The sequence below is a fragment of the Marinococcus halophilus genome, assembly GCF_900166605.1.
Taxonomy (GTDB): Bacteria; Bacillota; Bacilli; order Bacillales; family Marinococcaceae; genus Marinococcus; species Marinococcus halophilus.
The window spans coordinates 465,281-488,618 of sequence record NZ_FVZD01000005.1 but is presented as its reverse complement, the minus strand read 5'-3'; the positions used below and the strand labels follow the sequence as shown (position 1 = coordinate 488,618).

The following is a 23,338-nucleotide window of genomic DNA, read 5'->3' as shown; positions in this document are numbered from 1 at the left end:
AATGATTGTTAGAAATCAGGCAAAATTTCATTCTCTTTGATTTCTATTTTCACTATTATATATTCGCACAAAAACAAAAGAAAGCATGATAAGAATTTGTGTATATAATGATTGGTAAGAAACTATGGCTGTTTCATTAATGAACATTAAACAAATGATTGTAAATGGCAATACGAACTTTTTATTACCACTTAAAATACCCGACCCCAACTTAAATAACAAATAACAATAAAAAGAATAATATACTATAAAACCTATTATCCCCATTCCTGTTAACATTTCAATATAATTGTTATGTGAATACGTGCCATAACTGCTTACTTCTTCGAAATTGCCTATACCATAACCAATTAAAGGACTATTTTGAAATAAGTTTAATCCTTCAATTATCATTGCTGTTCTTAGCTGGGTTTCAGACTCAGAGTTATTTATTTCATTACCTGTAAATGCGTTGAATGTTGATTCAACACGACTTCCTAACACGTCATATAACGGCCCAAAATTAAAAATCAAAATAAGCATAAGTGTTCCAATCAAAACGATGAATGGCAACTTTTTTATGTAACTTTTTTTAAAACTTCCGAAGAATAATAGAAATAACAAATAACCAACTACTAAAACCACAAATACCTTACGTGACCCTGTAAACATAGACACAGTCACTAGTAAAATTGATGATAAAAAGTATATATATTTCTTTGTAGCAACCTTTACCATAAAATAAGTAGATACCAATGAGGCAAAAGCTAATCTTAATCCTAAAGTATTAGGGTTATAGTCAATGCCTCTACCAAGCCTTCCTGTACCCCACTGATTAAACGGTATTTCAATTAATAGTCTAGCAGCTAATAACCCTCCACCTATGATTATACATTTTAATATAAAATTTAATCTCTTTTCGCTATCGATAAACGAATCTAATAAGATGCAGATAATGAAAACTTGGAAACTCCAAACAAAATAATAAAGAGCTAAATTTATATCTTCAGCCCACAATGTAGATATAAACACAACAGCAATAAACAGACTAGCCCATGCAGCGTATTTTGAAAATGACAAATTGAAATAAATAAATCTTAAAGACATGTAAATAATAAAAATTATTCTAATAGTGTATAATAAAATCTTTTGATCATTAAATGCATAAATAGAAACAATTAATAAAAAAACTAACAAGCTACTAATAATGTAGTCTAAATACTTTACTGAAATTTTTTCTCCCTCCTTTCAAAAATATATTAATAAAAAACATTAATTACTTTTAATCAGTTATTAATTTGCACTACGTTAATTATTAACTTTTGACAGATATTCTATTTTTCGTCTCTAACGATTAAAACGAGAAATTATTTATTTCATTGTTCTACAATAGTTTCACCTTTATTTCCATATGTTGTACTTAATATTATAACTCTTATGTTGCAGGTTTGCTAACAATTATTTCCATCACCAATAAAAAAGAGACAGAATCCCCGTTGATACGGTACGATGACATCGACGAAAACACCATCGAGAAAGGATTCTGCCTCATGTCTACCGTATCATATTCCTCCTGCATCGCCAATGCCTTTGATCAATGGAACCTCCGGTTCTTTATGTCTGCCCCAGCCGCTCATCATATGCAGAAGTTGCTGGAAGGCTGGACCCGGGAGCACCGCAACGGGAGCGTGAAGGCCCTCCAGGAAGCTGCCAATCATGATGCTCACCATTCGTCGGTAACCCGGTTTTTTCGCACGTCCCGGGTGGATGACCATGCCCTGGAGCGCAAGCTCCAGCGCTCGGTGCTGCAGCACATCCGGCGGCAGGCGTCCTCCGCCAACCCGGTGCTGATCGCCATCGATGATACCGTCGTTCCCAAATCGAAACCTTCGTCCCAGGCGCACCACCCGATTGACGACGGCGGATACCATTTTGATCATCAGACCGGCACCACCGTTTACGGGCATCAATGGCTCACCATCATGGCAGGGACGAGCGAGCGTCTGTATCCCTATCATATCGAGCGATATGAGAAAGAACACGGGACCAGCAAAATCGATCTGGCCCTTCAGCAGCTTCGCACCATCGAGGTGGGCGACCGTCCCGTCTATGTCCTGGCCGACAGCTGGTACGCATCGGAAAAACTGATCCGTACCGTCCGGGACCGGGGCTGGCATTTTATCGGTGCCATCAAAAGCAACCGGGTGCTCGACACGGCCCCCATGCCGTTACCAGCCAGAGACTGGGCCCAACGGGCCCGGCAGGTGGAAGATCCGGACCTTGTGACCGTCCGGGCCACGACGTATAAAATGGTTCGGTTTCAGGGGCGGTTGAAAGGCGGTCTCTCGGGCGTCGTCGTTGGTTCCCGGGCATATGCTTCGCACGAAGCGTACCGGTTTTTCTTTTCCACCGATGCCTCGATGACTGCGGAGGATGTCTTATCCTGGTATCAGCACCGGTGGGCAATTGAAACCTTTTCCAGGAAGCCAAGGGCAAGCTGTCGATGGGCGGGTACCGGCTGCGGAGCGCTTCCGCGATCCGACGCTACCTGCTTCTCCTCCAAACCGCCTGGCTGCTGCTGGCCTGGACGTTTGCGGGTACCATCAGCGAAGCCTTTCATGCCAGCCACCAGGACCACCGGCGACGGGAGATTGCGGATATTTACCAGCGCGCCCGGGCGGGCGCGACCCTGGAGAGCGTGTATAAAACCTACCGCGTGGCTTGACCCGCAAAGCCGTCGGTTGGATGATATTGTCGATGATTTCCAATATTTAAATCCATGACCAACATTTGTTTCCAAAACTGCAACATTAGAGATTATAATTAAGCTCTAAATGATTGTTTGTTAGTACTTAAACGATAAATAAGTGCTAACCTCACCAATTCAGCAAATATAGTAGAAATAATTGCTCCATAAATCCCTATAAAAGGTATTAAGGAAAAATTAATAATTATGTTTGCTAAGGCAGCAATAAGGCTACTAGAAGCAATAGAATTTGTTTTTTTACTATAAAAAAGTTCGGCTACCGGAATATAATAAAGTCCTTTAGCTATTTGAGCTAATATTAATAACGGTATAAGCCATATTGCTTCATTGTATGAATTATTTGATAGCACCTTTGTTCCTATCATAGCTATTGGTATCGACAAAAAACCACTAGCAATAACAACATAAAAGAATACCTTTAACAATTTAGAAGCCTGTTTTCTTTTATTTTCCTTTCTTAATTTAGTATACCTAGGTACGAAAGCGTTGTTGACCCCTTGATAAAACAAAGATAAAACCATTGATACTTGAGCAGCTAAAGCGTAAACCCCTATTTCTTCAAGACTTACAAACTTTTCTAAGATAATTCTATCTGATGACTTTATAATCCAACCACTAGCAACATGAGGCAATAAAGGTAAGCTGAACATAAGACTATATTTTATATAATTTTTATTTAGTGAAAAAATTAAGAAATGTTTTTGTTTAATTAATAAACCAACGACTACTAAAGAAGTAATAATTAATTGAGAAAGTAATGCACTCTTGGCACCGAGCCCAAGAACCACAATAAAATATATACTGAATAACATAATTAAGACAGCTTTAGATATATTAATTGCGACAAATAAACCAGCGTTTTCTTGTGCTCTAATTAATGCCATCGGGAGTGCTAATATAGCATTCACCCAAGCTATACCAATCATATAAAAATAAAAAGGCACAGTAGGGATTGAGCTAAAAAGTATGAATCCTATATATTGATGAAAAATCATTAATATAATAGAAGCTAACGATGAAAACAAAATAACGAATAGAAATATTGAACCTAAATATTCTTTTTGCTTTTTTACATCATCAAGATAATCATAGAAAAACCTTGTAATAGCGCCATGAAGCGACAACACTAGAAATACTTGAAACATTCCTACTAGCGTTTGAACTGTAGTCATTGTTCCATATTCTGCAGGTGCAAGATAATTCGTATAAATAGGCAACATGATAAAACCAATTAAAGGAGTCATCATAGTTCCCAAAGTATATAAAATAGAATTCTTTAAAAATTTACTTTTTTTCAGCCTCGAAAACATTTTTAATTACACCTTTGATTGTCATCTGTTTTCCTTTTATTTTGGAATAAAAACTCTGCAAAATTAAAATCTAATTCATTATCAATATCAATAGATTTCTCAGGACTCATAATATGAGCAAAGCTTTTTGAGTTATAAAGAAAATTAGCTTTATCTATGGTGTCAGTTCTTACAATATAAATAGACCCATTGATCCTAAAGTAAGCAGGTGAATCTTGTCTTCTCTTGGAGCTCTGTTTTTCAGTAATAAAATTTTGAAGAGAATGATCTTTTGGTAGCGTATTTGTTAGCATGGGAGAATGATCTACTTCACATACTGAAACAACACTCTCAGCCTTCTTTTCTAACATTATCTCATGAGCTTTAGCAATGTCTTCTGAACCTCTTAAAGGAGAGGTCGGTTGGAGCAACGTTATTGTTTGAAATTTTTTGCCTTGTAATAGATAATTCTTAATAATATTTCTTACAACATCCCACGACGAAGATAAATCTGTAGAAAGCTCTTTTTCCCTTAAAAAAGGCACACTGGCTCCCCAATTCCTAGAAATATCAGCATATATTTTTGAATCCGTTGAGACCATAATTTCATCAAATTTTTTAGAATTAATAGCGGCTTCAATGGTGTATGCAATAAGCGGCTTTCCATCCAAATGCTTAATATTTTTATCTTTTAACCCTTTAGAACCGCTTCTTGCTGGTATAATAGCTAAATTATTCAACTTTTTTCTCTCCAAAATCGTAAAAAGTTTTTTTCAGTTCAACTTGTTCTTGCTCAAACATGTCTTTTATTATGCTAATAATTTTTAAAGAGCTTTCCCCGTTTCCATATGGGTTAACCACGCGCTTTGCTTTCTCTCTAAAGCTTCTGCTTAAGGCTAATTCAAATGCTTCCTGAATATTTCCTTTTTTAGGTTCGCAATCAATAACGCTTTCTGCCTGAATCCTTCCTTTTTGTCTATCTCCAATGTTAATCGTAGGAATGCCAAAGCTTGGAGCTTCTAAAAGCCCACTTGATGAATTCCCAATTACGCATGTGGCTTTGTGAAGAGCGCTTAAATAACGTTGCATTCCTAAAGAAGCGAAAGCTATAGCATGATCGTTTTCATGTACATAATGATCAATCATTTTATTTATAATCCGGCCATTCGCATCAGCATTTGCTTTTGTAAAAACAAATTTCACATCTGGGTACATGCTGCAAACATCCAGTAAAGCCCGAAATTGGTCTTCTACATAATTATCTTCAAGTGTAACCGGGTGAAAAGTTACCATTGCATATTCCCCATCAAGGTTAAAATTAATAGATTCAGAAAGCTCTTCTGTAGACAGGAAGTTTTGATTAATTATGTTTTCGACACCTAAGCCGCCGACCTGGTGCACCCTATCAGGATGTTCTCCTAACTGTATCACTCGTTTTCGATAAAGTTCTGTGCTCGTAAAGTGCAAATAACTTAATTTCGTCACAGCGTGGCGAACTGCTTCATCAATAGCCCCCTCAGTCGTTTCCCCTCCGTATAGATGAGCAATAGGAATTCGTTCGTTCATTGCCGCAATGCAGACTGATAGCGTTTCATAACGATCTCCCAATACAAGAAGCATGTCTAAATTGTTTTTTGCAAAATAGTCTGCAAAACTGATTATAGCAAGACCTGATGATTTTGATATAGAAGATGGGGTGTCCGCACTAAGGAGGATCTCAATTTTTTCATCAATATCGAACCCGTCTCTTTTAATATCTTGATACGTTAAACCAAATTCAGGAGACAAATGCGCTCCTGTTACTATAATTCGTAAATCAAAGAAAGCATCATCTCTTAAGCGTTCTAATAAAGGTTTTAATAAACCATATTCCGCTCTGGTAGCTGTAACTACCCCGATTTTTTTCTTCATTGCTCTATCAACTCATCTTCTTCAAAGTCACGGCTAGCTTCTTTGCCAATCATATCATACCATTTCATTGGGCTGATGCCCGTCCCAGGACGTTTTACAGTTAAATTTTCTTGAGTAAACTTTTCCCCTTTTTGAATTGGCCTGTTAGCTACAATACTTTTTCTCGCTATGCCTATATTTTTCTTTTCGGACTCTGAAGGAGTTTTTTCGCCCGTACCCATTGCTAATTCCACATGGCGAATAGAATCGACCATTGTTTTTAACTGTGCAGGCTCTAGACTGGAACTATGATCAGGCCCTTCCATTGTGCTATCTAGTGTGAAATGTTTTTCAATGATTTCAGCACCTAATGCTACAGCGGCAACCGGAATTTCCACCCCTTTAGTGTGGTCTGAATAGCCTATCGGACACCGAAATTTGTTGGATAACGTCTCCATTGCTCTTAAATTGACTTCTTCAAAGGGGGCAGGATATTCAGTAGTGCAATGCAGTATACTAATATCTTTTCCACCATGCTCAGATAGTACATTAACTGCTGCTTCAATATCTTCGATTGTTCCCATTCCAGTAGAGAGAATTACCGGTTTATTTAAAGAAGCTATTTTCGCTAAATAAGGTAAATTGGTTAATTCTCCAGAAGGTACTTTCCATTTCTCCATGCCTAAACTATTCAAAAATTCAATGCTTTCAAAATCAAAGCCTGTAGAAAGAAAAATTATATCTTTTTCATTGCAATAATGATAAATTTCTTCGAACTCTTCGAACATAAGCTCTAAATTTTCAAGCATTTCTAATTGGCTCTCGTTTTCTCCCGATTTCGATTGATATGAAGCTTTTTTTGCACTTTTAGAAGCTAAATTCTTTGAAATGAATGTCTGAAATTTAATGCAGTCAGCACCCGCTTCTTTAGCTTCATCTACGAGCTTTTTTGCTAATTCCAAGCTTCCATTATGATTTACGCCAGCTTCTGCGATAATAAATGCACTCAATGAATCAAACCTCCTTACAAGGGCTTCCATAAGCTAATATATTAGATGGTACATCTCGTAGTACATTACTGCCCATTCCTATAGTTGTATTGCTACCCACCATAACTTGCTGCTTGATTACGCTATGAGCTCCTATGTAGGTTTCTCTCCCGATTTTCACCCCGCCACATAAAATACTCCCTGGGGCAATGTGAGAAAAAGCTTCTACATAACAATCATGCTCAATTGTAGACGAAGAATTTACTATAGCCCCTTCTCCAACATAAGCTCCGGCGTTAATTACTGCTTTTTTCCCTACAAAAATACCGTTAGTTAGTTCGCTATAAGGACTCACGACAGCCGAAGAGTCAATTATGTTAGGAAAATCAAAACCGATTTTTTTTGCATGGGCTGTTAATTTTACTCTAACTTCGGGGTCCCCTATTCCACCTATAGTTATAAATGCTTTTTTGTATCCGGACTCAAATAACAACTCCAGATCTTGATCGGTTCCTACAACAGGAGTATCTAAAACTGTCTCTCCTACTTTACTTTTTGCATCGATTATGCCAATATCTTCATATTCATTCATCTGATACAGACTATCCAAAACGGACTTACAATGACCGCCTCCACCAATTAATAGTAGTTTATGACCCATTTTTTTCTAATCTTTCACGCATTTTTTCCATTTCATCAACTTGTCCCATATCCATCCACGCGTTTTCACTAATTGGAAAAACACCGATCTTTTCCCCGTTTTGTTGATACTTTTCTATAATATCTGGAAAACCTATACTTTGATTAGTTTTAAGCTCATCAATTACTTCCGGTTCAACAATATACATTCCCGTATTAGTGAAAAAAGAGAATTCAGGCTTCTCTTTCATTTCCTCAATTTCTCCTCGGTCACCAATTTCAATAACACCATAAGGAATTTTTATATTTTTTAAAGAACAAACCATAGTTATAAGATTCTTCTCCTGCCTATGATAATTGTAAATTTTTTCATAATCTTCCTCGATTAATATATCACAATTAGTTAATACAAAAGTTGAGTCTATTTTACCCTTTAAAAGGCTTAAACCTCCCCCTGTACCAAGAGGTTCTTCCTCGTCTGCATAAAATACTTTGTATCCTCGTTCGAATTCATTAAAATAAGCTTTGATCATATTCTTTTTATGATTAACAATCAAATGAAATTCTTCGCTCCCCATATCAAAAAAGCGATTAATAATATGCTCTGCTATTGGTACATCTCCAATAGGGATAAGTGGCTTAGGCAAAATCCGAGTATAAGGGTATAATCGCGTACCATACCCTCCCGCCATCATAACCACCGGGATGTTTAATTTTGATTTTTTCCTTACTTCATCATTCCATAAAACTACAGAGATTAAATCGTTATTCTCTGATAAAACTGGAAGAGCCTCGACGGATAATTCTTTCATTTTTTCCCTGGCGATTGCTTTATCTTTTTCGTAAATAAACTTCGGCTCATAATTTGCTATATCTTGCACTTTAGCGTCAAGATTACCTTTTTGGAGAATCCAACGCCGGATATCACCATCTGTAATTGCAGCTACAAACTGTCCTTCACGTTCAACAAAAAGTATTTTCTTTGCAACTTCATCCAGCAAGGCCATTGCCTCTAACATTGTAGCTTTTTCATTAATCAAGAATTCTTTTACGTTAATATTGATCACTTCCCATTTCCGTAGGCTCGTTTAGTTTGGCCAAACAAACATTTACACGTTCCACATCTCGGCTGGATAAATCTGAACTACAAGGAATGTTAACGATCAAATTTAGATAAATGGGCGCTTTTTCAATTTCGTAAGCTTGAGCATTTTTATAAGGCTGTTGGTGGTGGATTAAATCCCATATCGGTCTCGCTTGTATTTTCTCTTGTTCCAGTGAATCAATTAATTCTCTTCTGGTCAAACCGTATTCGGATTGCACTTTAATTGCGTAGAACCAATAATTAGGCCTAATACTTGAACGAAAAGAAAATAGTTCGAGACCCGGTATTTTTTTTATCGCTTCTTGGTAGTGACTATAATTGATAGATTTAGTTTCAATGAAGCTTTCCAGTTGCTCTAATTGTGCAAGACCTAAAGCAGCCTGCAAATTGGTCATTCGATAATTATAACCAACTTGGTCATGAGTATAATATAAAGGATCACTTTTTGCCTGAGTGATTAAATGACGAGCTTGAGCAAGCAACTCATTATCATTAGAGACAATCATGCCCCCTCCGCCAGTTGTCATTATTTTATTTCCATTAAATGAAAACACTCCGAATGTTCCCATTGTTCCAGCATATCGACCTTGATGCTTTCCTTTTTTATAGTAAGTTCCTATGGCTTCAGTGGCGTCTTCTATTACAGGAAGATTGTACTTCTCTGCCACCTCCAGAATACTTTCCATATCAGCCATATTTCCAAACACATGAACTACTACAATAGCTTTTATTTGCTTTTTCGTAGCTTTATTTCTTAATATCCCCTTGGAAAACTCACATTCTTTTTCAAAGAATTTTTCTAATTTATTCGGGTCTAAACATAAAGAATCATCACAATCCATAAAAACCGGTTCTGCCCCACAGTACTTTACTGGATTTACAGCTGCAATAAAGGTAAGAGTAGGAACAATAACTTCATCTTCTCTGCCGGTTCCTATAACTTCAAGCGCAATATGTAAACCTGAAGTGCCGTTCTGGACCGCCACTGCTCCAGTAGAATTGACATAATCAGCCGTATTTTCTTCAAAACTTTGAATGAATGGGCCTGCAGTAGACACCCATTCTGTTTCAATTGCTTCGGTGACATATTTTAATTCATTTCCCTGCAAGCTTGGTTTCGATAATGGAATAAAATTTTCACTCATCAGCTCACCCCTAGATGTTGTATATATCCGTTTTGTATTTATCTAAATTGGATCTAAAAAATTCTATAGTTTCAGCTAATCCCTGTTCAAAGGTATATCCCGGCTGCCAAGCGGTTAAATTCTTAATTTTTTCGTTAGAGCCGAGCAGGCGATTGACTTCACTGTTTTCAGGTCGGAGGCGTTGCTCATCACATATAATTTGTGCATTGGGATTAATTTGCGAGATCAATTCCTCTGCTAACCTGCCTATAGATATTTCTTCTTGAGTAGCAATGTTTATTTCTTCTCCGATTGTGTTTGGCGATTTGGCAATCTCAATAAACCCATTTGCTGTATCTTTCACGTAATTAAAATCACGAGTTGGAGTCAAAGAACCTAATTCTATTTCTTCTTTTCCAGCAAGTAACTGGGTAATAATAGTAGGGATAACGGCTCTAGCTGATTGGCGGGGACCATAAGTGTTAAAGGGCCTTACAATTGAGATCGGCATTTCAAAGCTTCGGTAAAATGATTCTGCTAAACGATCCCCGCCAATTTTTGTAGCAGAATAAGGGGACTGGCCCTGGAAAGCATGATCTTCATCGATCGGAACGTATTGAGCCGTGCCGTACACTTCGGAAGTAGAAGTAATCAACAAACGGGACGTGTTAAGCTCACGACCAGCCTGGAGAACATTTAAAGTTCCTTTTATATTCGTATCTACATATGTATCAGGAGAATGATAACTAAATGGGATAGCTATAAGTGCGGCTAAATGATAGACTTCATCTATATCTTTCATCGCTTCCTTTACCCCATTAGGATCACGAATGTCTCCAGCAAAGACTTCTACTTCATCCATTACTTCTTTAGGCAGCGTATCGAGCCATCCCCAAGAATTAAAAGAATTGTAATAAACAAAGGCTTTTACTTTTTTGCCTTCCTTTACCAAGCGTTCAGTTAAGTGACTTCCAATAAAACCATCAGCTCCAGTAATTAGCGCTTTTGTCATAAAAAAATCTCCTTATTTTTAAAAATTTGTAATTTTTTCATGGAATCTTATTTATTATAATTTTAAAATCTTTTATAAAAAACATGCCCGAAATTAATTTAAGCTTGAACATTATTTTCACTTTCAAAAAATGTATTTTTATTTATTTCTTTTACTTTAAAACTTCTAATTTTCTTTTTAAACTCTATACTATCATTAGCTACCATTACAAAGTTTTGTTCAATTAAATCTTCCATGTACTCTATGCCCGCCAAGTTATATAAAATAGTTTTACAATCTAAAGCCAGCCCTTCAAAAATGGCTGTAGAATAAACCCCTACTTGAAATTCGGATTCTGCGAGATAGCTATACAAACTATAATTATTGTTGTCAATCACTTGGAAGTTATTCAGTTTAGCAGCTTCAATTAATTCAGGATACTCTTTTTTCCAGCGATCAAATTCTCCAGGATGAAGCTTATAAATAAAATTATATTCAGGCATAGCTTTTGCTGATTCAAACGCGCAATTTGCTAATTTTCTTCCAATAGTGCCTTGCGATATAAAAATTACTTGATTTTGCTTCTTTTTTACTCCTTTATAAATTTCTAATTGGTCGTTTAAATATGGATAGCCATAAACCTCAATTTCTGTCTGTGCTGGAAAGCCTTTAGTTCTAGCCCAAAAATCCCCAAAAGTTAGCATTTTGTCTGGGAAATACTTAATATCTTTGCTTGGATCCCCAAAATTATATGCAAAATGATAATTTGTGATTACTCCATGCTGAAATTCTATTACTTTTATATTTAAGTCTTTAGCAGCTGCAATTAATGACATATTATTGTAAGATACTACTATATACAATACTTTCGGTTCTCTTTTTTTAAGTAATTTATAGTAGTAGTTGTATTTATGGTAATGCCTATTCAAAGCTTCTACTATATTATTATATAGGTCAATTCCGTCTATTTGAAAATAATCTAAAAATACGCGTTCTAGTTCTTTCAAATTTTCTTTTTCATACTCAGTTAATTTTATTGGCTTAACAGTCTTTTTTAGTAACACATTTAGCCATTGGTGATCTGTATATTTCCTATTAACTTCACTTTTTATTTTCATATGCTTTCTTAAATATGGAGCTTCTAATACATCAATTTTATTCTTCTTTTGGTTTTCTATAAAATTATATGTATATATATCAATGTATTCTTTCCCTACTTTTACTTTCCTGGGATGATCAAATATTATAATATCTCTTTTATATTTCCCTAAAAATGGATTTTTTAAAAGACTATTAATTAACATTCTTGGAGTTTCTAAAAATTTATCCTTTACACTATCGGCATTTGAATGCGCCACTCCATAAATTCCTTTTTTTCTTAATAATTTATTAAACATTTTAAACCTAACTAATTGCCATACATAAATATTTTTTATTTTAAAATCCAGTAGTTCATGTCTTCTTTCAAACTCCCAAAACTTCCTACAAATATCACTTACTGAAAATGTATTTTCAAAATTCAACTCTATCCCTCCTTAAAATTATTTTTGATCTAAAGTATTATAATCAATAACTACAAAAACCTAGGTTTTTATTAAACAAATTTTGATACTTTGGTTATTTTGATTTAATTCCATTTATTGTTGTTTTAATCAAATACTTTGTTTTCACAATGTTTGCAGGATATATTTTAACAGCTAATATCCATTTATAAATACCTGTTTTTAGTCCGTATTCTTTTGCATAAAATGGAGCTAATTTCAATTTTCTTAGAGAGTGAACTTCAGGGTGATGCAATAGATATGTTTTGTTAATCTCATTTAACCATTCTAATCCTTGAATCTTATTGGTAACTTTTGTTGAGATTCTCTCTCCGTCGTGAATATAATAATTCACTAATGGTAAGTCTACTTTATCTACTTTATATTTTTTAGCTACCCGTAACCACAACTCATAATCTTGCGCCGATTTTAATTTTTCGTTAAACTTACCTACCTCTGAAAACACTTCTTTTTTCAATAAAACAAAAGATGTGGATCCAATTATATTGTTTTTAATTAAATCACTATAAATCCAGCCAGAGTGTTTACTTTTTCTAATCTTTTTTTCGATTTCTAATTCTTTTTTTATAAATATTGAATATGAATCACAATAAACTAATCCCACAGCTGGATCCAAAAATTTTTTAATTTGCATCTCAAGCTTGGTTGATATCCATTCATCGTCATCATCCAAAAAAGCTATAAAATCACCTTGGGATTGCTCAATTCCTGTATTCCGGGCCCTACAAGCTCCTTTATTTTCTGCATGTTTAACATAATGGACTCTTTCATCTCTAATATTTTCAACTTCTCTTTGAACTTCTTTTCTAAATTGATCGTTTCTAGAATTATCATCTACAATGATTACTTCTAGATGTTTATGAGTCTGATCCAGTACACTGTTAATAGCCCTCATTAGAGTGATTGAATTCCTTTTATATGTAGGAAGTACTACGCTTATCAAATTTTCCAATTTTATGCAACCTCTTTTAATTATTTGTTTTTTCTATTATTCTTTGATATTAAATACTAATTATTATATATCAAATCATTATAATGCGTGATAGTTTTAGCTGCTAATGCCTCCCACGAATAGTTTTCCTTTGCTAATCTCTTTGCATTTTCTCCTTTATGCTCAATACTTGGCTTATTGGAGATGGCAATTCTAATGGTTTCGGCTAAGCTTTTTGCATTGGTCTCGGCAGTCCAGCCTGCATTATACTCATGCAAAATTTCAATCATATTTGTTCCTTTAGTAATAATACACGGAATACCGTATGCCATTGCTTCAACTACTGCCATAGGATGTCCTTCGAACCTTGAAGGACTTAAAAATATATCAGTATTTTCTAGTACACTAATTTTATCTTCATTAAAAACAGCATTATTCACACAAAGTATATCGCCAATTTTTTTTTCTTCAATTTTATTGTTGATGTACTTTTTACCATTATTATAGTCAGATCCAAATAAATTAATTTTTATATTATATCTTCTTAAATCAAATTTCATAGAAGATACAGCCTCTGTTAAAATATCTAATCCTTTATGCTTTATATCATATCTACCTATAAAAGTTAAATTTAACTTTTCAGTATTAGAATTAGAATGTATATTCGGTAAATTAACGCCGTTACCTACAATAAAGCTTTTTTTACCAAATGAATTAGATTCTTTAAACTCATTTTCTGTCAAATAATGGATACATTCTGCATTCTTTATAAATTTTTTGAAATATAAAAGATTGCCTATTTTTTTCTTAATATATTTTTGTTTTTGTGCCCCTGATGTAAGGCTTACTCGAGGTACTATTATATAAGGAATATCTCTACTTTTCATTTCTTTGTAAAAGTTAATATATTTCTTATAATAAACACCGTGAAAAACTACTAAATCAGGATTTCTAAATGGGAAAGGCAGTTCTAAAAGATTTTTAGGGTCTGGAAAAAAATTAAAATCATACTTTTCTATTTCTTCTTTAATTAAGCTTTCAGATCCTGATATATTCATCAATGCTGCATTTATGTTAGCGATTTTATTTTGAGCAGAAGTTAACCCTGGCACTGAAAATCTTAATCCATTGGCTCTAGCCATATTTATCGGAGCTATATGTAATATATTCATTACTTCTCCTTAACCATATTTGACTTTCGTAAAGTGAAACATTTATAAATTTTAGAGTTTATTAAGACATTTAAGTTTTCACTTTCATTAAAATTTTAAAACTTTACTTAGAACCCAATACATTATTAAATAAACTGATTTAAGCAAAGAAAGTTTTTCTATTTCCCTATATACTTTCCAGTGATAACCGACTAAATTAACTTTCTTTTTGGAAAGTGAGTTTTTTCTAACTCTATGACTACTGAGTGCTTCATTTATTCCATAAAGATAACCTGCTTTTTTTATAACTTGCAGCCACATAACATAATCATTTCTTTTTCTTATATTTGGAATAGTGAATTTCCCTAAATTGTCTACATTATAAATTACTGTAGAATTGCCAAGGTTTCTCTTTAATATGTCATCATAAGTACTCTTGTCTGTAACTCGTATAGTTTTCTTAAGATCTTGCCCTAGTTCATCAATTTTAGTATAGCTAGTACAAGTAAATTCATAGCCATTTTCTTTCATAATTTTGAGTTGTTCATCTAGTTTTTTAGGGAACCATATATCGTCACTATCTAAAAATGCCATATATTTGCCTTCGGCTAACTCCACCGCTTTGTTTCTTGCCACAGCTGCTCCCTGATTTTTTTCAAATTCAAAGTATTTAATTCTAGGGTCTTTATTTGAATAATGAGTTACTATTTTTTTTGTGGAATCTTTAGAACCATCATCTACAATTATTAATTCCCAATTTTGATATGTTTGTTGAATAACTGAGTCTAAAGAATATTTTATGAAAGCCTCACAATTATATGCTGGCATTACTATAGAAACTAAATCTTCATCTTTTTCTGGTTGATTACTATTCAAAATCATCCCTCTCCATTTCTGTTAATTCAATTGATTTTTCAAACTCTCTAATTCTATAATTTTCCTTATAAGTACTTATTTCTTTATCATAAACTAAATCCCCGAATACTTTATTAATAATATTAATATTTAATTTTCTCAATAGAACAATAAAAGGATTAAATATTTTCGTTAAATATAGAGGACTGTTATGTATTTTAGAGATGCTTTTTACTATTTCTTGAGTAGATGCATACTCTTTATTTTGAGGGCAATATAATCCTTGATCTTCATTTTTAATAACTAATCTCATGATTTCACAAAGATTATCTATATGAATGACACTTCTTTTATTAAGATAATAGGGAAATAAAGGAAAATTTAATGCGAATGTTCTAAGCTTTACATAATTACCTCCACAACCTTTTCCATATACCATAGGAGGGCGAATAATATTCACTAGAAATTTATTACTATTTAAATTATATATTAACTCTTCAGCCTGCTTTTTTGACGTGCCATACGCTGAATTTGGACAAAGAATAGAATTTTTATTAATTCTCCCTTTGTCTTTTCCATATACACTCATTGAACTTAAAAAAACGAACTGACTTACACCCTCTTCTTTTGCTTTCAAAGCTACTTCATATACTAAATCTCGATTCACCGAATAATATAAGTGTTTATTTTTATTGTTTTCTTTTATATGTGCTATTCCAGCTACATGTACTACTACATCATAAGGTGAAAAATCATACTGCCTCCAACTATTATCACGCACTGAAATTTTCTTAATTAGGGAGTTTTTCTCCTGCCAATACATCCATTTTTCAAAATTATTACCTATATAACTGTTTTGGCCGACTATCAGTATTTTTTTCAAGGTTTCACCTCTCTTTTGAACTGATTTTACCTTCTTTCACGCCCTCACTTTTGAGAACCCTTAAGAATGTTTTAACTAGTACTTTAAAATCAAAAGTTAAACTTCTTTTACTTACGTATTCACCATCCAATTGAGCTTTAACGTCTATTGGCAGTTCATCTCTTCCATTCACTTGCGCCCAGCCTGTAAGGCCGGGTTCTATATTATTTGCTCCGTATTTATCACGTTCTTCTATTAAATCATACTGATTCCAGAGCGCTGGCCTTGGACCAATCAAACTCATGTCACCTTTTAGAATATTAAATAGTTGTGGGAGCTCATCCAGGCTGGTTTTCCTTAAAAATGCACCCATATTTGTGATATAACTTTCTGGATCTTCGAGCATATGTGTTGGTGTATCTTTGGGGGTTTCGATTTTCATCGTTCTAAATTTGAAAATATGAAAAGGAATTTTATTTTTTCCAATACGCTTTTGCTTGAATAAAATCGGTCCTTTAGAATCGAATTTAATCATTAAGGACAGTAACACGATTAAGGGCATTAATATGATTGTAGCTATTAAAGTTAGGTCAAAGTCTATTATCCTTTTTATCTTTGAATATTTTCTCATGATAGCATCCTTTACTTTTTCTTTATGACATATATCCATTCATTTTAGTTATTTGCATTTACCTTTTTATTGACTGCTGAAAGGTGATTTCGCTCTAAGTTTTCTCCTCTGGCAAGTTCAAGCACGCGTTTCGTGATTTCGTGTTTCTCAAGCGTTTCACATTTTTTAGTGAAATTAATAACTTCATTGATATTTATCTCACCTGATTTACCTACATAAATTTTTGGATAAATTTGTTCTTCATGCACTTCTTCATTGCTGAGAAGCTCTTCATACATTTTTTCACCTGGACGGATACCACTGAATTTAATACCAATTTCGTCTACTGTATAACCAGAAAGCTTGATCAAGTTTTTCGCAAGATCGACTATTTTTACCGGTTCACCCATATCGAGCACGAAGATTTCTCCCCCCTTCGCAAGGGCTCCGGCTTGAATAACCAACCGTGAAGCCTCTGGAATGGTCATGAAATACCGGACCATTTCAGGATCTGTAACGGTAACAGGGCCTCCATTCTGTATTTGCTTTTTAAATAAAGGAATGACGCTGCCGCGGCTGCCAAGCACATTGCCGAATCGTACTGCTACAAACTTCGTTTTGCTGATCGTATCCATATGCTGCACGATCATTTCAGCTAAACGTTTCGTAGCTCCCATCACACTTGTTGGATTTACCGCTTTATCAGAAGAGACCATTACAAATGTGTTCACGCCCGAATGCTCAGAAGCTTCCGCTGTATTTTTTGTTCCCAGTGCATTGTTTTTCACTGCTTCTTCAGGATTACGTTCCATCAATGGTACATGCTTATGTGCTGCAGCATGGAATACTACGTGCGGTTTTCTATTTTCAAAAATCTGTATCAGTTTGCTTTTATCCTGGATATCAGCTATCTCTGTAGAGATAATCAGCCCAGGGAGGCTGTTTCTAAGCTCCATCTCAATAGAATAAATACTATTTTCCCCGTGTCCAAGCAGCACGATTTCTTCCGGAGAAAAACGGGCAATCTGTCGGCAGATTTCTGAACCAATGGAGCCGCCGGCTCCTGTTACCAATACTCTTTTGTTAGTAATGGAATCAGCAATACCTTCTACGTCCAGCTTCACCGGCTCACGTCCGAGTAAATCTTCTACATCCACGTCTTTAAACTGGGTAACCTCAACTTTCCCAAGCATAATGTCTTCCATACGCGGCAGCGTCTGGGTTCTTACTTTTGTTTCAGCACACACATTAACGATTTGGTTTAACTCTTCACTTTCTAGCGAAGGTACCGCAATAATAATATGTTCAATCGAAAATTTTTCCACTGCTTTCTTTACATCTCTTATTGATCCATAAACAGGGAGATCCATAATTTCAAGCCCCTGCTTGGAAGGATTATCGTCCAGGAAAGCGACAGGCAGCAGACCTGAACTTGTTTCCTGCGTTAACTGCCTGGCCACCATTGTACCTGCTGAACCTGCTCCGACAATCAATGTCTTTTTCCCATCTTTATTGTTTGAAATGTAAGCATCCCGGTACAGCCGCCACGTCATTCTAGAGCCACCGATAAGAATGACGTGAGCCATCCAGGTCATGATCAGTGTACGAACGTAAAATTCCTGAAATATTACTACTTGCATTAAAGCTGTAATAAATATGGAAATTGTAACAGCATACACAATCGATTTAATTTCCTTTGCACTCGCGTATTCCCATGCTTTTTTATATAGCTTAAAATAATAGGCACAAATGTGATGCACAATTAAAAGCACTACTGAACTGGTAACCAGAACGTTATCAACCGGGCGTATATCTGCTGCCAGTATAAAATTGCATATAAATATGGAAAAAATAACAATGGCTGAGTCTAAAAAAACTAAAGCCAGCAGTCTCTGCTTCAACCCCATGATTTTCTCTACCCCTTCTTAATAAGTAATTATAAAACCTTAATATTAACTAATTTCCTCTTTAGAATAATCAATGCGAGCTATTATGTATTTGAATGAATAATGTTCATTTACAGACTTGATCTTACCAGGTTAGTACAATAGAGTATTATACATTAATTCCTTCATTATGTAATTCAGACGCATATTTTTAAAACCTAAACTATACTTAATATTAATACAAAGTTATTTTCCTCTTAATTGGCAATAATTTCAACAGCCAAAGTGAATTTTTTAGGAAAAAACTACTAAACTATAACTTCGTAGCGCTTTTTTTATCTCATGCTAACTTCATGATAACTAACATAATTTTCCTTTTTCCATTTCACAAACGAATTCATTTGTTATATGATAGGTATGTTTCTCAACTTAGACAACAATTAACATAATAAAAATACTGAATTAAAATTATTAAACAATAACGGAGGTACGCAATATGATTTTAGTGACAGGAAGTAATGGCTTTGTGGGCATGCATACAGCAGAACGTTTGCTGGAAGTAGGCTATGAAGTCGTCGGGGTTGATAACAATAACGATTACTATGACGTGAACTTAAAGTATAGCAGACAGGAGCGGCTGGAAAAACACGACGAATTTCACTTTCATGAACTGGATCTGGCCGATGCTGCTGCTTTACAGGAGATTTTTCACACATATACGATCACAGCCGTGATCAACCTGGCCGCGCAGGCGGGGGTACGTTATAGTCTGGAGCGCCCGGATAAATATATTCAGTCCAATATTGTCGGCTTCTCCAACATTCTGGAAATGTGCCGCCACCATCAGGTCGAGCATCTCATTTACGCGTCTTCAAGCTCGGTGTACGGGGCCAACAAAAAAATGCCCTTCTCGCCGGAAGACGGGGTGAATCATCCCGTCAGTCTCTACGCAGCAACGAAAAAGTCCAACGAACTGCTGGCGCATACGTACAGCCATCTGTACGACCTGCCGACGACCGGCCTGCGGTTCTTTACCGTGTACGGGACGCTCGGGCGCCCGGACATGGCCTATTTCAAGTTTGCAAACAAAATCGTGAACGGTGAGCCGATCCAGGTGTACAACAACGGAGACATGATGCGGGACTTTACGTATATTGACGATATCGTGGAAGGTATTGTTCGTCTGATTCCGGCTGTCCCTGCCGGCGATAGCGATTGGGATGCCGAAAACCCGGATCCCTCGACAAGCTATGCGCCTTACCAGGTCTTTAACATCGGCAACAACCAGCCGGTCGCTCTGATGGAGTTTATCGAAACACTCGAAAAGCATCTCGGCATGGAAGCACGGAAGGAATACCTGCCAATGCAGCCGGGGGACGTACAGGCGACGTACGCGAATATTGACAGCCTGCAGAAGGCTGTCGGATTCAAGCCGGTTACCTCGCTTGATGAAGGTATCGGAAAATTCGTGGAATGGTATAAAGAATATTATCCGGAATACTTTTCCGTGCAGTCAGCTTCCAAAAACCAGTCCAATCATTAAACACCATAAACCAGCCTGCCGAAATTCATCGGCAGGCTGGTTTTTATATTCTATGTAATTCTATGACGGCTGCGGGCTGGCACCAGACTTTTCCAGATTCAGGCTGTGAACCATAATCAGCGTCTGCTCCATCTGGCATATCGTGTCCGCCGTAACAAAAGTGACTTTCATGCATTCACCGATCAGTAGCTGCTTGCCCGCTTCCAGGGAGTTCTCTCCTACTTCGACAATGTACTCCAGCCCGTGCGGCGGCTGTTCCTCCGAAGCCATGTAGACGTACTGCCATTCGGTTTCTTCTAAGAGCTCGCGCAGCTGCTCCCACTGCACATAGTTCCGTACCAGGCGGTTCATATCCTCGTACATGTAGTGCTCTTTATTCACCTGATAGTAGCGGCGGTTCTGCACGGGACGACCCGTGATCAGCTCCATGTCACTCAAGCGCTTCAGCTCCACGCGCACAGCGTTAGCCGAATCATTGAACTCGCGCACAATTTTCCGCAGGTACGTTTCTTCCTCGCATAAAAAAAACTTCACGATCAATCGTAATCTTGTTTTCGATGTGACTAATTGGTGCAGCAATGCTTTTCCTCCTCCGGCGGCGATGGTTTTAACAGGCATCTTCAAGTGAGCTGGAAAACACTTGCATATGTTTTTATTTCTCTTTTATTTCATCGGCTGCTTTGCCGGTATTCTAAAGGCAGCCTGGAAATTATTTTCCGCCAAACCTGGGTCACGGCTCGGCGGTGAAGTTTTTCTGCCTTTGCCCGTACAGCTTGATTAAGATTACAGCCATGGTCAGCGCCCGGGCCGCCATTCCTAAAATCAGCGCCCAGCCCGCGCCTTCGATGCCAAACTCAGGCACCAGGTACAGAGAAAATCCGGCCGTGACAGCGAACGAGACCGCATAAATGACCACCTGGTGCTTGAACATTCTCGTCGCCAGCAGCGCGATGTTTAAAAATCCTCCTGAATACCAGAAAAAAGCGGCGATGGAAGCCAGGACAAAAATGTGATGGTACGCCGCAAAGCTCTGATCGTAAATGATCGACAGCAGCACGTCTCCTCCCGCGGCGACCACGGCGAAAAACGCTGCCCCGAGAAGGGCCGAGCATACGAGAAGCGTGCGCAGAAGCTTTACGTACTGCCCGGTATTTCTGCCCCAGTACGCACGGAGACGCGGCAGGCAGGCCTGCGACAGCGCTCCGATAAACATCTGGCCGGCCATAATGATGTAGACAATTGAGGCGTAGTATCCGAGCTGCTCCAATCCATTTGCCTGCTCGATGATCACCCGCTGGATGTTAATATTCAGTACATCGAGCGCCCCCGCAATACCAAGGGGAAAACCGAGCACGAGAAAATGGCGGAACATCGCGAGCTTCTGCCGGCTGAGATGCATATCGGTCAGATGAAAGCGGTGGACCTTTGTTACGTTTTTCATATCCACGAAAATCAGCGAAGCAATATTTGCCGCTGCCATCGTGCACAATGCAGGCAGCAGGCTTCCCGTCGCCATCAGAACAACCCAGAAGCTGAGCACGTTCACCGTGCCTCTCGCTATTTTTGAAAAAGCAATGTACTGCATGTTTTCTTTTTTCTGAAACAGCCCGTGGCAGATATCGCTCTGGGCTTCGAGCGCTTTTATCATGCCCATGACGGCAATAATCCACAGGAGGCTCGCTTCATAGTTCATCGCAAACGCGGCCACTATTACAAAGATAAACGCGGCGAGCGACGTCACCATGCGGAACAAGTTGTAATGTTCAAAGCGATAGTCATTGTCCTGATCCGTCACCTGGATGGAACGTAAATTTAAATTGAAAAACAAAAAAAACGGAGCCGCCAGCCCGAGGGCAAGCGTATACAGGCCGGCAAGCTCCACGCTGCTAAAATGAATGATCAGGGCAATTAATGCCCACTGGGAGATACCATAAAACGCGTCTGCAAACACGACCCACGTGAAATTTACCTTCAGTGACTTGGGAGCCGCCACAGCTTTACCGGCCTTCGAATTATCCGCCTGCATCCTCCGGCTCCTTTCTACCCCGCGTCCGGATACCTGCCACTCGGGGTATTGGTTTTTTCCTGATCCGCAAGCATCGTCCGTATAAAATCAACATAGTCGTTTCCGGCTTCCTGAACCGACGGGGCCGGACGGAAAAAGCTCTTCTCTTCAAGCTCCCGGATGCTCTCTTTAATGCTTTCCGTGCTTCGGGGGTCAAACAGCAGTGTCTCTCCTTTTCCGTGGTGCTCGCCTCCATACGGAAGATCTGCCAGCAGCACCGGAAGCCCTGCCTGTCTGGCTTCTATAATCGGCAGCCCGTATGTTTCCATCAGGGATGGAAACACGAGCGCGTCCATGGAGGTGTACAGCGTATAGATGGCGTCGTAGCTGACTTTTCCCAGGAAATGAATGCCCGGCTCGTCCGTGCCTTCTACCGTTAAAAATAGGTCGACCGGACGCTTCGCGCTCTCATTATACTGCCGCACGGCCTGTATGAGCCGCTCATTGTTTTTGTACCGTTCCTGATTGGTCACGTAAATGAGCTTCGTTCCCCGGCTCCGGGCGACCTTTTGTTGCTGCTGGACGGATAGTGGGGCATTATGCTTTTGTAAATCCACCGCCTTTGGACGCATCACATATACAGGTGGACAGTCCGTATATCGGTTCTGCGCCGCTTCTTTCATCCAATCGGTCTGTACAAAGATCCCGCTCATTCGTGGCATCGCCCGCTGCACGAGCTTTGGCATCAGCAGCTTATACTTCAATAGATTCTGCCACTCCAGCTCTCCCGGGCGCACATCGGAAAACGGGATTGGCTGATGCATCAGGCAGTACTGGGGCTTGTGAATACCGCCGAGCGGTGTGTTCTGCAGAGACAAAAACACGTCATGCTCCTTCATTTCCCTGCGGAGCACCCGGCGCTCGAACCACCATTGGTGCAGCGGGCTCTTTTTAGGCACCTGGGCCACATGTACGTCCATCCAGCTACGCCTGTATTCCAGCAGCTCCTTCCGGGACACGTAAGCCGTCACTTGGATATTATTTTCCCGGAAATACGCTTCCGAGCCGGCAAAGTCCTCCAGACAGGCGGCAGCAACGCTGAAGCCTCCGCGGTCGCTTAATGCCGTGGCATTTATAAGGATTTTCATTCATCCCACACC

The 23,338-nt window shown here is 37.7% G+C and carries 20 protein-coding genes and 1 pseudogene; 2 read left to right on the top strand and 19 right to left on the bottom strand.

The genetic code is table 11. From position 1 onward, the window contains the following. Positions 1–27 precede the first annotated feature (27 nt). Complete coding sequence (locus B5066_RS04825; RefSeq protein WP_179124028.1) at positions 28–1,059, bottom strand: O-antigen ligase family protein; 1,032 nt, start codon at positions 1,057–1,059, stop codon at positions 28–30. Between the two features lie 470 nt (positions 1,060–1,529). Between B5066_RS04825 and B5066_RS04820 the strand changes: the two are divergent. Beyond that, a pseudogene (locus tag B5066_RS04820) lies at positions 1,530–2,704 on the top strand (IS701 family transposase). A gap of 98 nt (positions 2,705–2,802) precedes the next feature. Here B5066_RS04820 and B5066_RS04815 read toward each other — a convergent pair. The 15 genes from B5066_RS04815 to B5066_RS04745 form a co-directional block, all read right to left on the bottom strand. After that, positions 2,803–4,056 carry a lipopolysaccharide biosynthesis protein gene (locus tag B5066_RS04815; protein ID WP_079474812.1) on the bottom strand — a complete coding sequence of 418 codons (1,254 nt, stop codon included), beginning with the start codon at positions 4,054–4,056 and terminating at the stop codon, positions 2,803–2,805. A 2-nt stretch (positions 4,057–4,058) separates the two neighbouring features. Then, a complete protein-coding gene (locus B5066_RS04810; RefSeq protein WP_079474811.1) occupies positions 4,059–4,775 on the bottom strand; it encodes an acylneuraminate cytidylyltransferase family protein in 717 nt (238 codons plus the stop codon). After that, positions 4,768–5,946, bottom strand: a complete 1,179-nt coding sequence (gene neuC, locus B5066_RS04805) for a UDP-N-acetylglucosamine 2-epimerase (protein WP_079474810.1) — start codon at positions 5,944–5,946, stop codon at positions 4,768–4,770. The genes B5066_RS04810 and neuC overlap by 8 nt, the downstream gene beginning before the upstream one ends. Further along, a complete protein-coding gene (gene neuB, locus B5066_RS04800; protein WP_143745395.1) occupies positions 5,943–6,935 on the bottom strand; it encodes an N-acetylneuraminate synthase in 993 nt (330 codons plus the stop codon). The genes neuC and neuB overlap by 4 nt, the downstream gene beginning before the upstream one ends. Positions 6,936–6,939: 4 nt before the next feature. Then, on the bottom strand, positions 6,940–7,575 hold the full coding sequence (locus B5066_RS04795; RefSeq protein ID WP_079474808.1) for an acetyltransferase: 636 nt from the start codon (positions 7,573–7,575) through the stop codon (positions 6,940–6,942). Continuing rightward, positions 7,565–8,620, bottom strand: a complete 1,056-nt coding sequence (locus B5066_RS04790; RefSeq protein WP_244897343.1) for a sugar phosphate nucleotidyltransferase — start codon at positions 8,618–8,620, stop codon at positions 7,565–7,567. Before B5066_RS04790 ends, B5066_RS04795 begins: the two co-directional genes overlap by 11 nt. After that, positions 8,607–9,803, bottom strand: coding sequence for a LegC family aminotransferase (locus B5066_RS04785; protein ID WP_079474807.1), 1,197 nt, complete (start codon positions 9,801–9,803; stop codon positions 8,607–8,609). Before B5066_RS04785 ends, B5066_RS04790 begins: the two co-directional genes overlap by 14 nt. A gap of 10 nt (positions 9,804–9,813) precedes the next feature. Continuing rightward, a complete protein-coding gene (locus tag B5066_RS04780) occupies positions 9,814–10,794 on the bottom strand; it encodes an NAD-dependent 4,6-dehydratase LegB (RefSeq protein WP_079474806.1) in 981 nt (326 codons plus the stop codon). A gap of 98 nt (positions 10,795–10,892) precedes the next feature. After that, positions 10,893–12,296: a hypothetical protein gene (locus B5066_RS04775; protein ID WP_079474805.1), complete on the bottom strand. Its 1,404-nt coding sequence runs from the start codon at positions 12,294–12,296 to the stop codon at positions 10,893–10,895. A 94-nt stretch (positions 12,297–12,390) separates the two neighbouring features. Then, entirely contained in the window at positions 12,391–13,287 is an 897-nt protein-coding gene (locus B5066_RS04770; RefSeq protein WP_079474804.1) for a glycosyltransferase family 2 protein, read from the bottom strand. A 56-nt stretch (positions 13,288–13,343) separates the two neighbouring features. Then, entirely contained in the window at positions 13,344–14,438 is a 1,095-nt protein-coding gene (locus B5066_RS04765) for a glycosyltransferase (protein WP_079474803.1), read from the bottom strand. A gap of 87 nt (positions 14,439–14,525) precedes the next feature. Further along, complete coding sequence (locus B5066_RS04760; RefSeq protein ID WP_079474802.1) at positions 14,526–15,299, bottom strand: glycosyltransferase family 2 protein; 774 nt, start codon at positions 15,297–15,299, stop codon at positions 14,526–14,528. Beyond that, positions 15,286–16,155 carry an NAD-dependent epimerase/dehydratase family protein gene (locus tag B5066_RS04755; protein WP_079474801.1) on the bottom strand — a complete coding sequence of 290 codons (870 nt, stop codon included), beginning with the start codon at positions 16,153–16,155 and terminating at the stop codon, positions 15,286–15,288. Before B5066_RS04755 ends, B5066_RS04760 begins: the two co-directional genes overlap by 14 nt. Before the next feature lie 4 nt (positions 16,156–16,159). Continuing rightward, positions 16,160–16,765 carry a sugar transferase gene (locus B5066_RS04750; RefSeq protein ID WP_079474800.1) on the bottom strand — a complete coding sequence of 202 codons (606 nt, stop codon included), beginning with the start codon at positions 16,763–16,765 and terminating at the stop codon, positions 16,160–16,162. 44 nt (positions 16,766–16,809) lie between these two features. Beyond that, on the bottom strand, positions 16,810–18,651 hold the full coding sequence (locus B5066_RS04745; protein ID WP_079474799.1) for a polysaccharide biosynthesis protein: 1,842 nt from the start codon (positions 18,649–18,651) through the stop codon (positions 16,810–16,812). 475 nt (positions 18,652–19,126) lie between these two features. On the opposite strand from B5066_RS04745, the gene B5066_RS04740 reads away from it, so the two are divergent. After that, positions 19,127–20,173: an NAD-dependent epimerase gene (locus tag B5066_RS04740; protein ID WP_079474798.1), complete on the top strand. Its 1,047-nt coding sequence runs from the start codon at positions 19,127–19,129 to the stop codon at positions 20,171–20,173. A gap of 60 nt (positions 20,174–20,233) precedes the next feature. On the opposite strand, the gene B5066_RS04735 is transcribed toward B5066_RS04740, so the two are convergent. The 3 genes from B5066_RS04735 to B5066_RS04725 all read right to left on the bottom strand — a co-directional run bounded on the left by B5066_RS04735 (position 20,234) and on the right by B5066_RS04725 (position 23,326). After that, positions 20,234–20,752, bottom strand: a complete 519-nt coding sequence (locus B5066_RS04735; RefSeq protein ID WP_079474797.1) for a winged helix-turn-helix domain-containing protein — start codon at positions 20,750–20,752, stop codon at positions 20,234–20,236. A 151-nt stretch (positions 20,753–20,903) separates the two neighbouring features. After that, the gene (locus B5066_RS04730) at positions 20,904–22,199 is read right to left on the bottom strand and encodes a lipopolysaccharide biosynthesis protein (protein WP_079474796.1); all 1,296 of its coding nucleotides are present in this window, start codon (positions 22,197–22,199) and stop codon (positions 20,904–20,906) included. A 14-nt stretch (positions 22,200–22,213) separates the two neighbouring features. Continuing rightward, positions 22,214–23,326: a glycosyltransferase gene (locus B5066_RS04725; protein WP_079474795.1), complete on the bottom strand. Its 1,113-nt coding sequence runs from the start codon at positions 23,324–23,326 to the stop codon at positions 22,214–22,216. Between the last annotated feature and the right edge of the window lie 12 nt (positions 23,327–23,338).

What these genes read in the sequence shown, in the direction of transcription:
- neuC (WP_079474810.1), bottom strand. Translation starts at nt 5,946, where the DNA reads ATGAAGAAAAAAATCGGGGTAGTTACAGCTACCAGAGCGGAATATGGT.
- B5066_RS04740 (WP_079474798.1), top strand. Translation starts at nt 19,127, where the DNA reads ATGATTTTAGTGACAGGAAGTAATGGCTTTGTGGGCATGCATACAGCA.
- B5066_RS04745 (WP_079474799.1), bottom strand. Translation starts at nt 18,651, where the DNA reads ATGGGGTTGAAGCAGAGACTGCTGGCTTTAGTTTTTTTAGACTCAGCC.
- B5066_RS04785 (WP_079474807.1), bottom strand. Translation starts at nt 9,803, where the DNA reads ATGAGTGAAAATTTTATTCCATTATCGAAACCAAGCTTGCAGGGAAAT.
- B5066_RS04780 (WP_079474806.1), bottom strand. Translation starts at nt 10,794, where the DNA reads ATGACAAAAGCGCTAATTACTGGAGCTGATGGTTTTATTGGAAGTCAC.
- B5066_RS04795 (WP_079474808.1), bottom strand. Translation starts at nt 7,575, where the DNA reads ATGGGTCATAAACTACTATTAATTGGTGGAGGCGGTCATTGTAAGTCC.
- B5066_RS04725 (WP_079474795.1), bottom strand. Translation starts at nt 23,326, where the DNA reads ATGAAAATCCTTATAAATGCCACGGCATTAAGCGACCGCGGAGGCTTC.
- B5066_RS04815 (WP_079474812.1), bottom strand. Translation starts at nt 4,056, where the DNA reads ATGTTTTCGAGGCTGAAAAAAAGTAAATTTTTAAAGAATTCTATTTTA.
- B5066_RS04730 (WP_079474796.1), bottom strand. Translation starts at nt 22,199, where the DNA reads ATGCAGGCGGATAATTCGAAGGCCGGTAAAGCTGTGGCGGCTCCCAAG.
- B5066_RS04765 (WP_079474803.1), bottom strand. Translation starts at nt 14,438, where the DNA reads ATGAATATATTACATATAGCTCCGATAAATATGGCTAGAGCCAATGGA.
- B5066_RS04760 (WP_079474802.1), bottom strand. Translation starts at nt 15,299, where the DNA reads ATGATTTTGAATAGTAATCAACCAGAAAAAGATGAAGATTTAGTTTCT.
- B5066_RS04750 (WP_079474800.1), bottom strand. Translation starts at nt 16,765, where the DNA reads ATGAGAAAATATTCAAAGATAAAAAGGATAATAGACTTTGACCTAACT.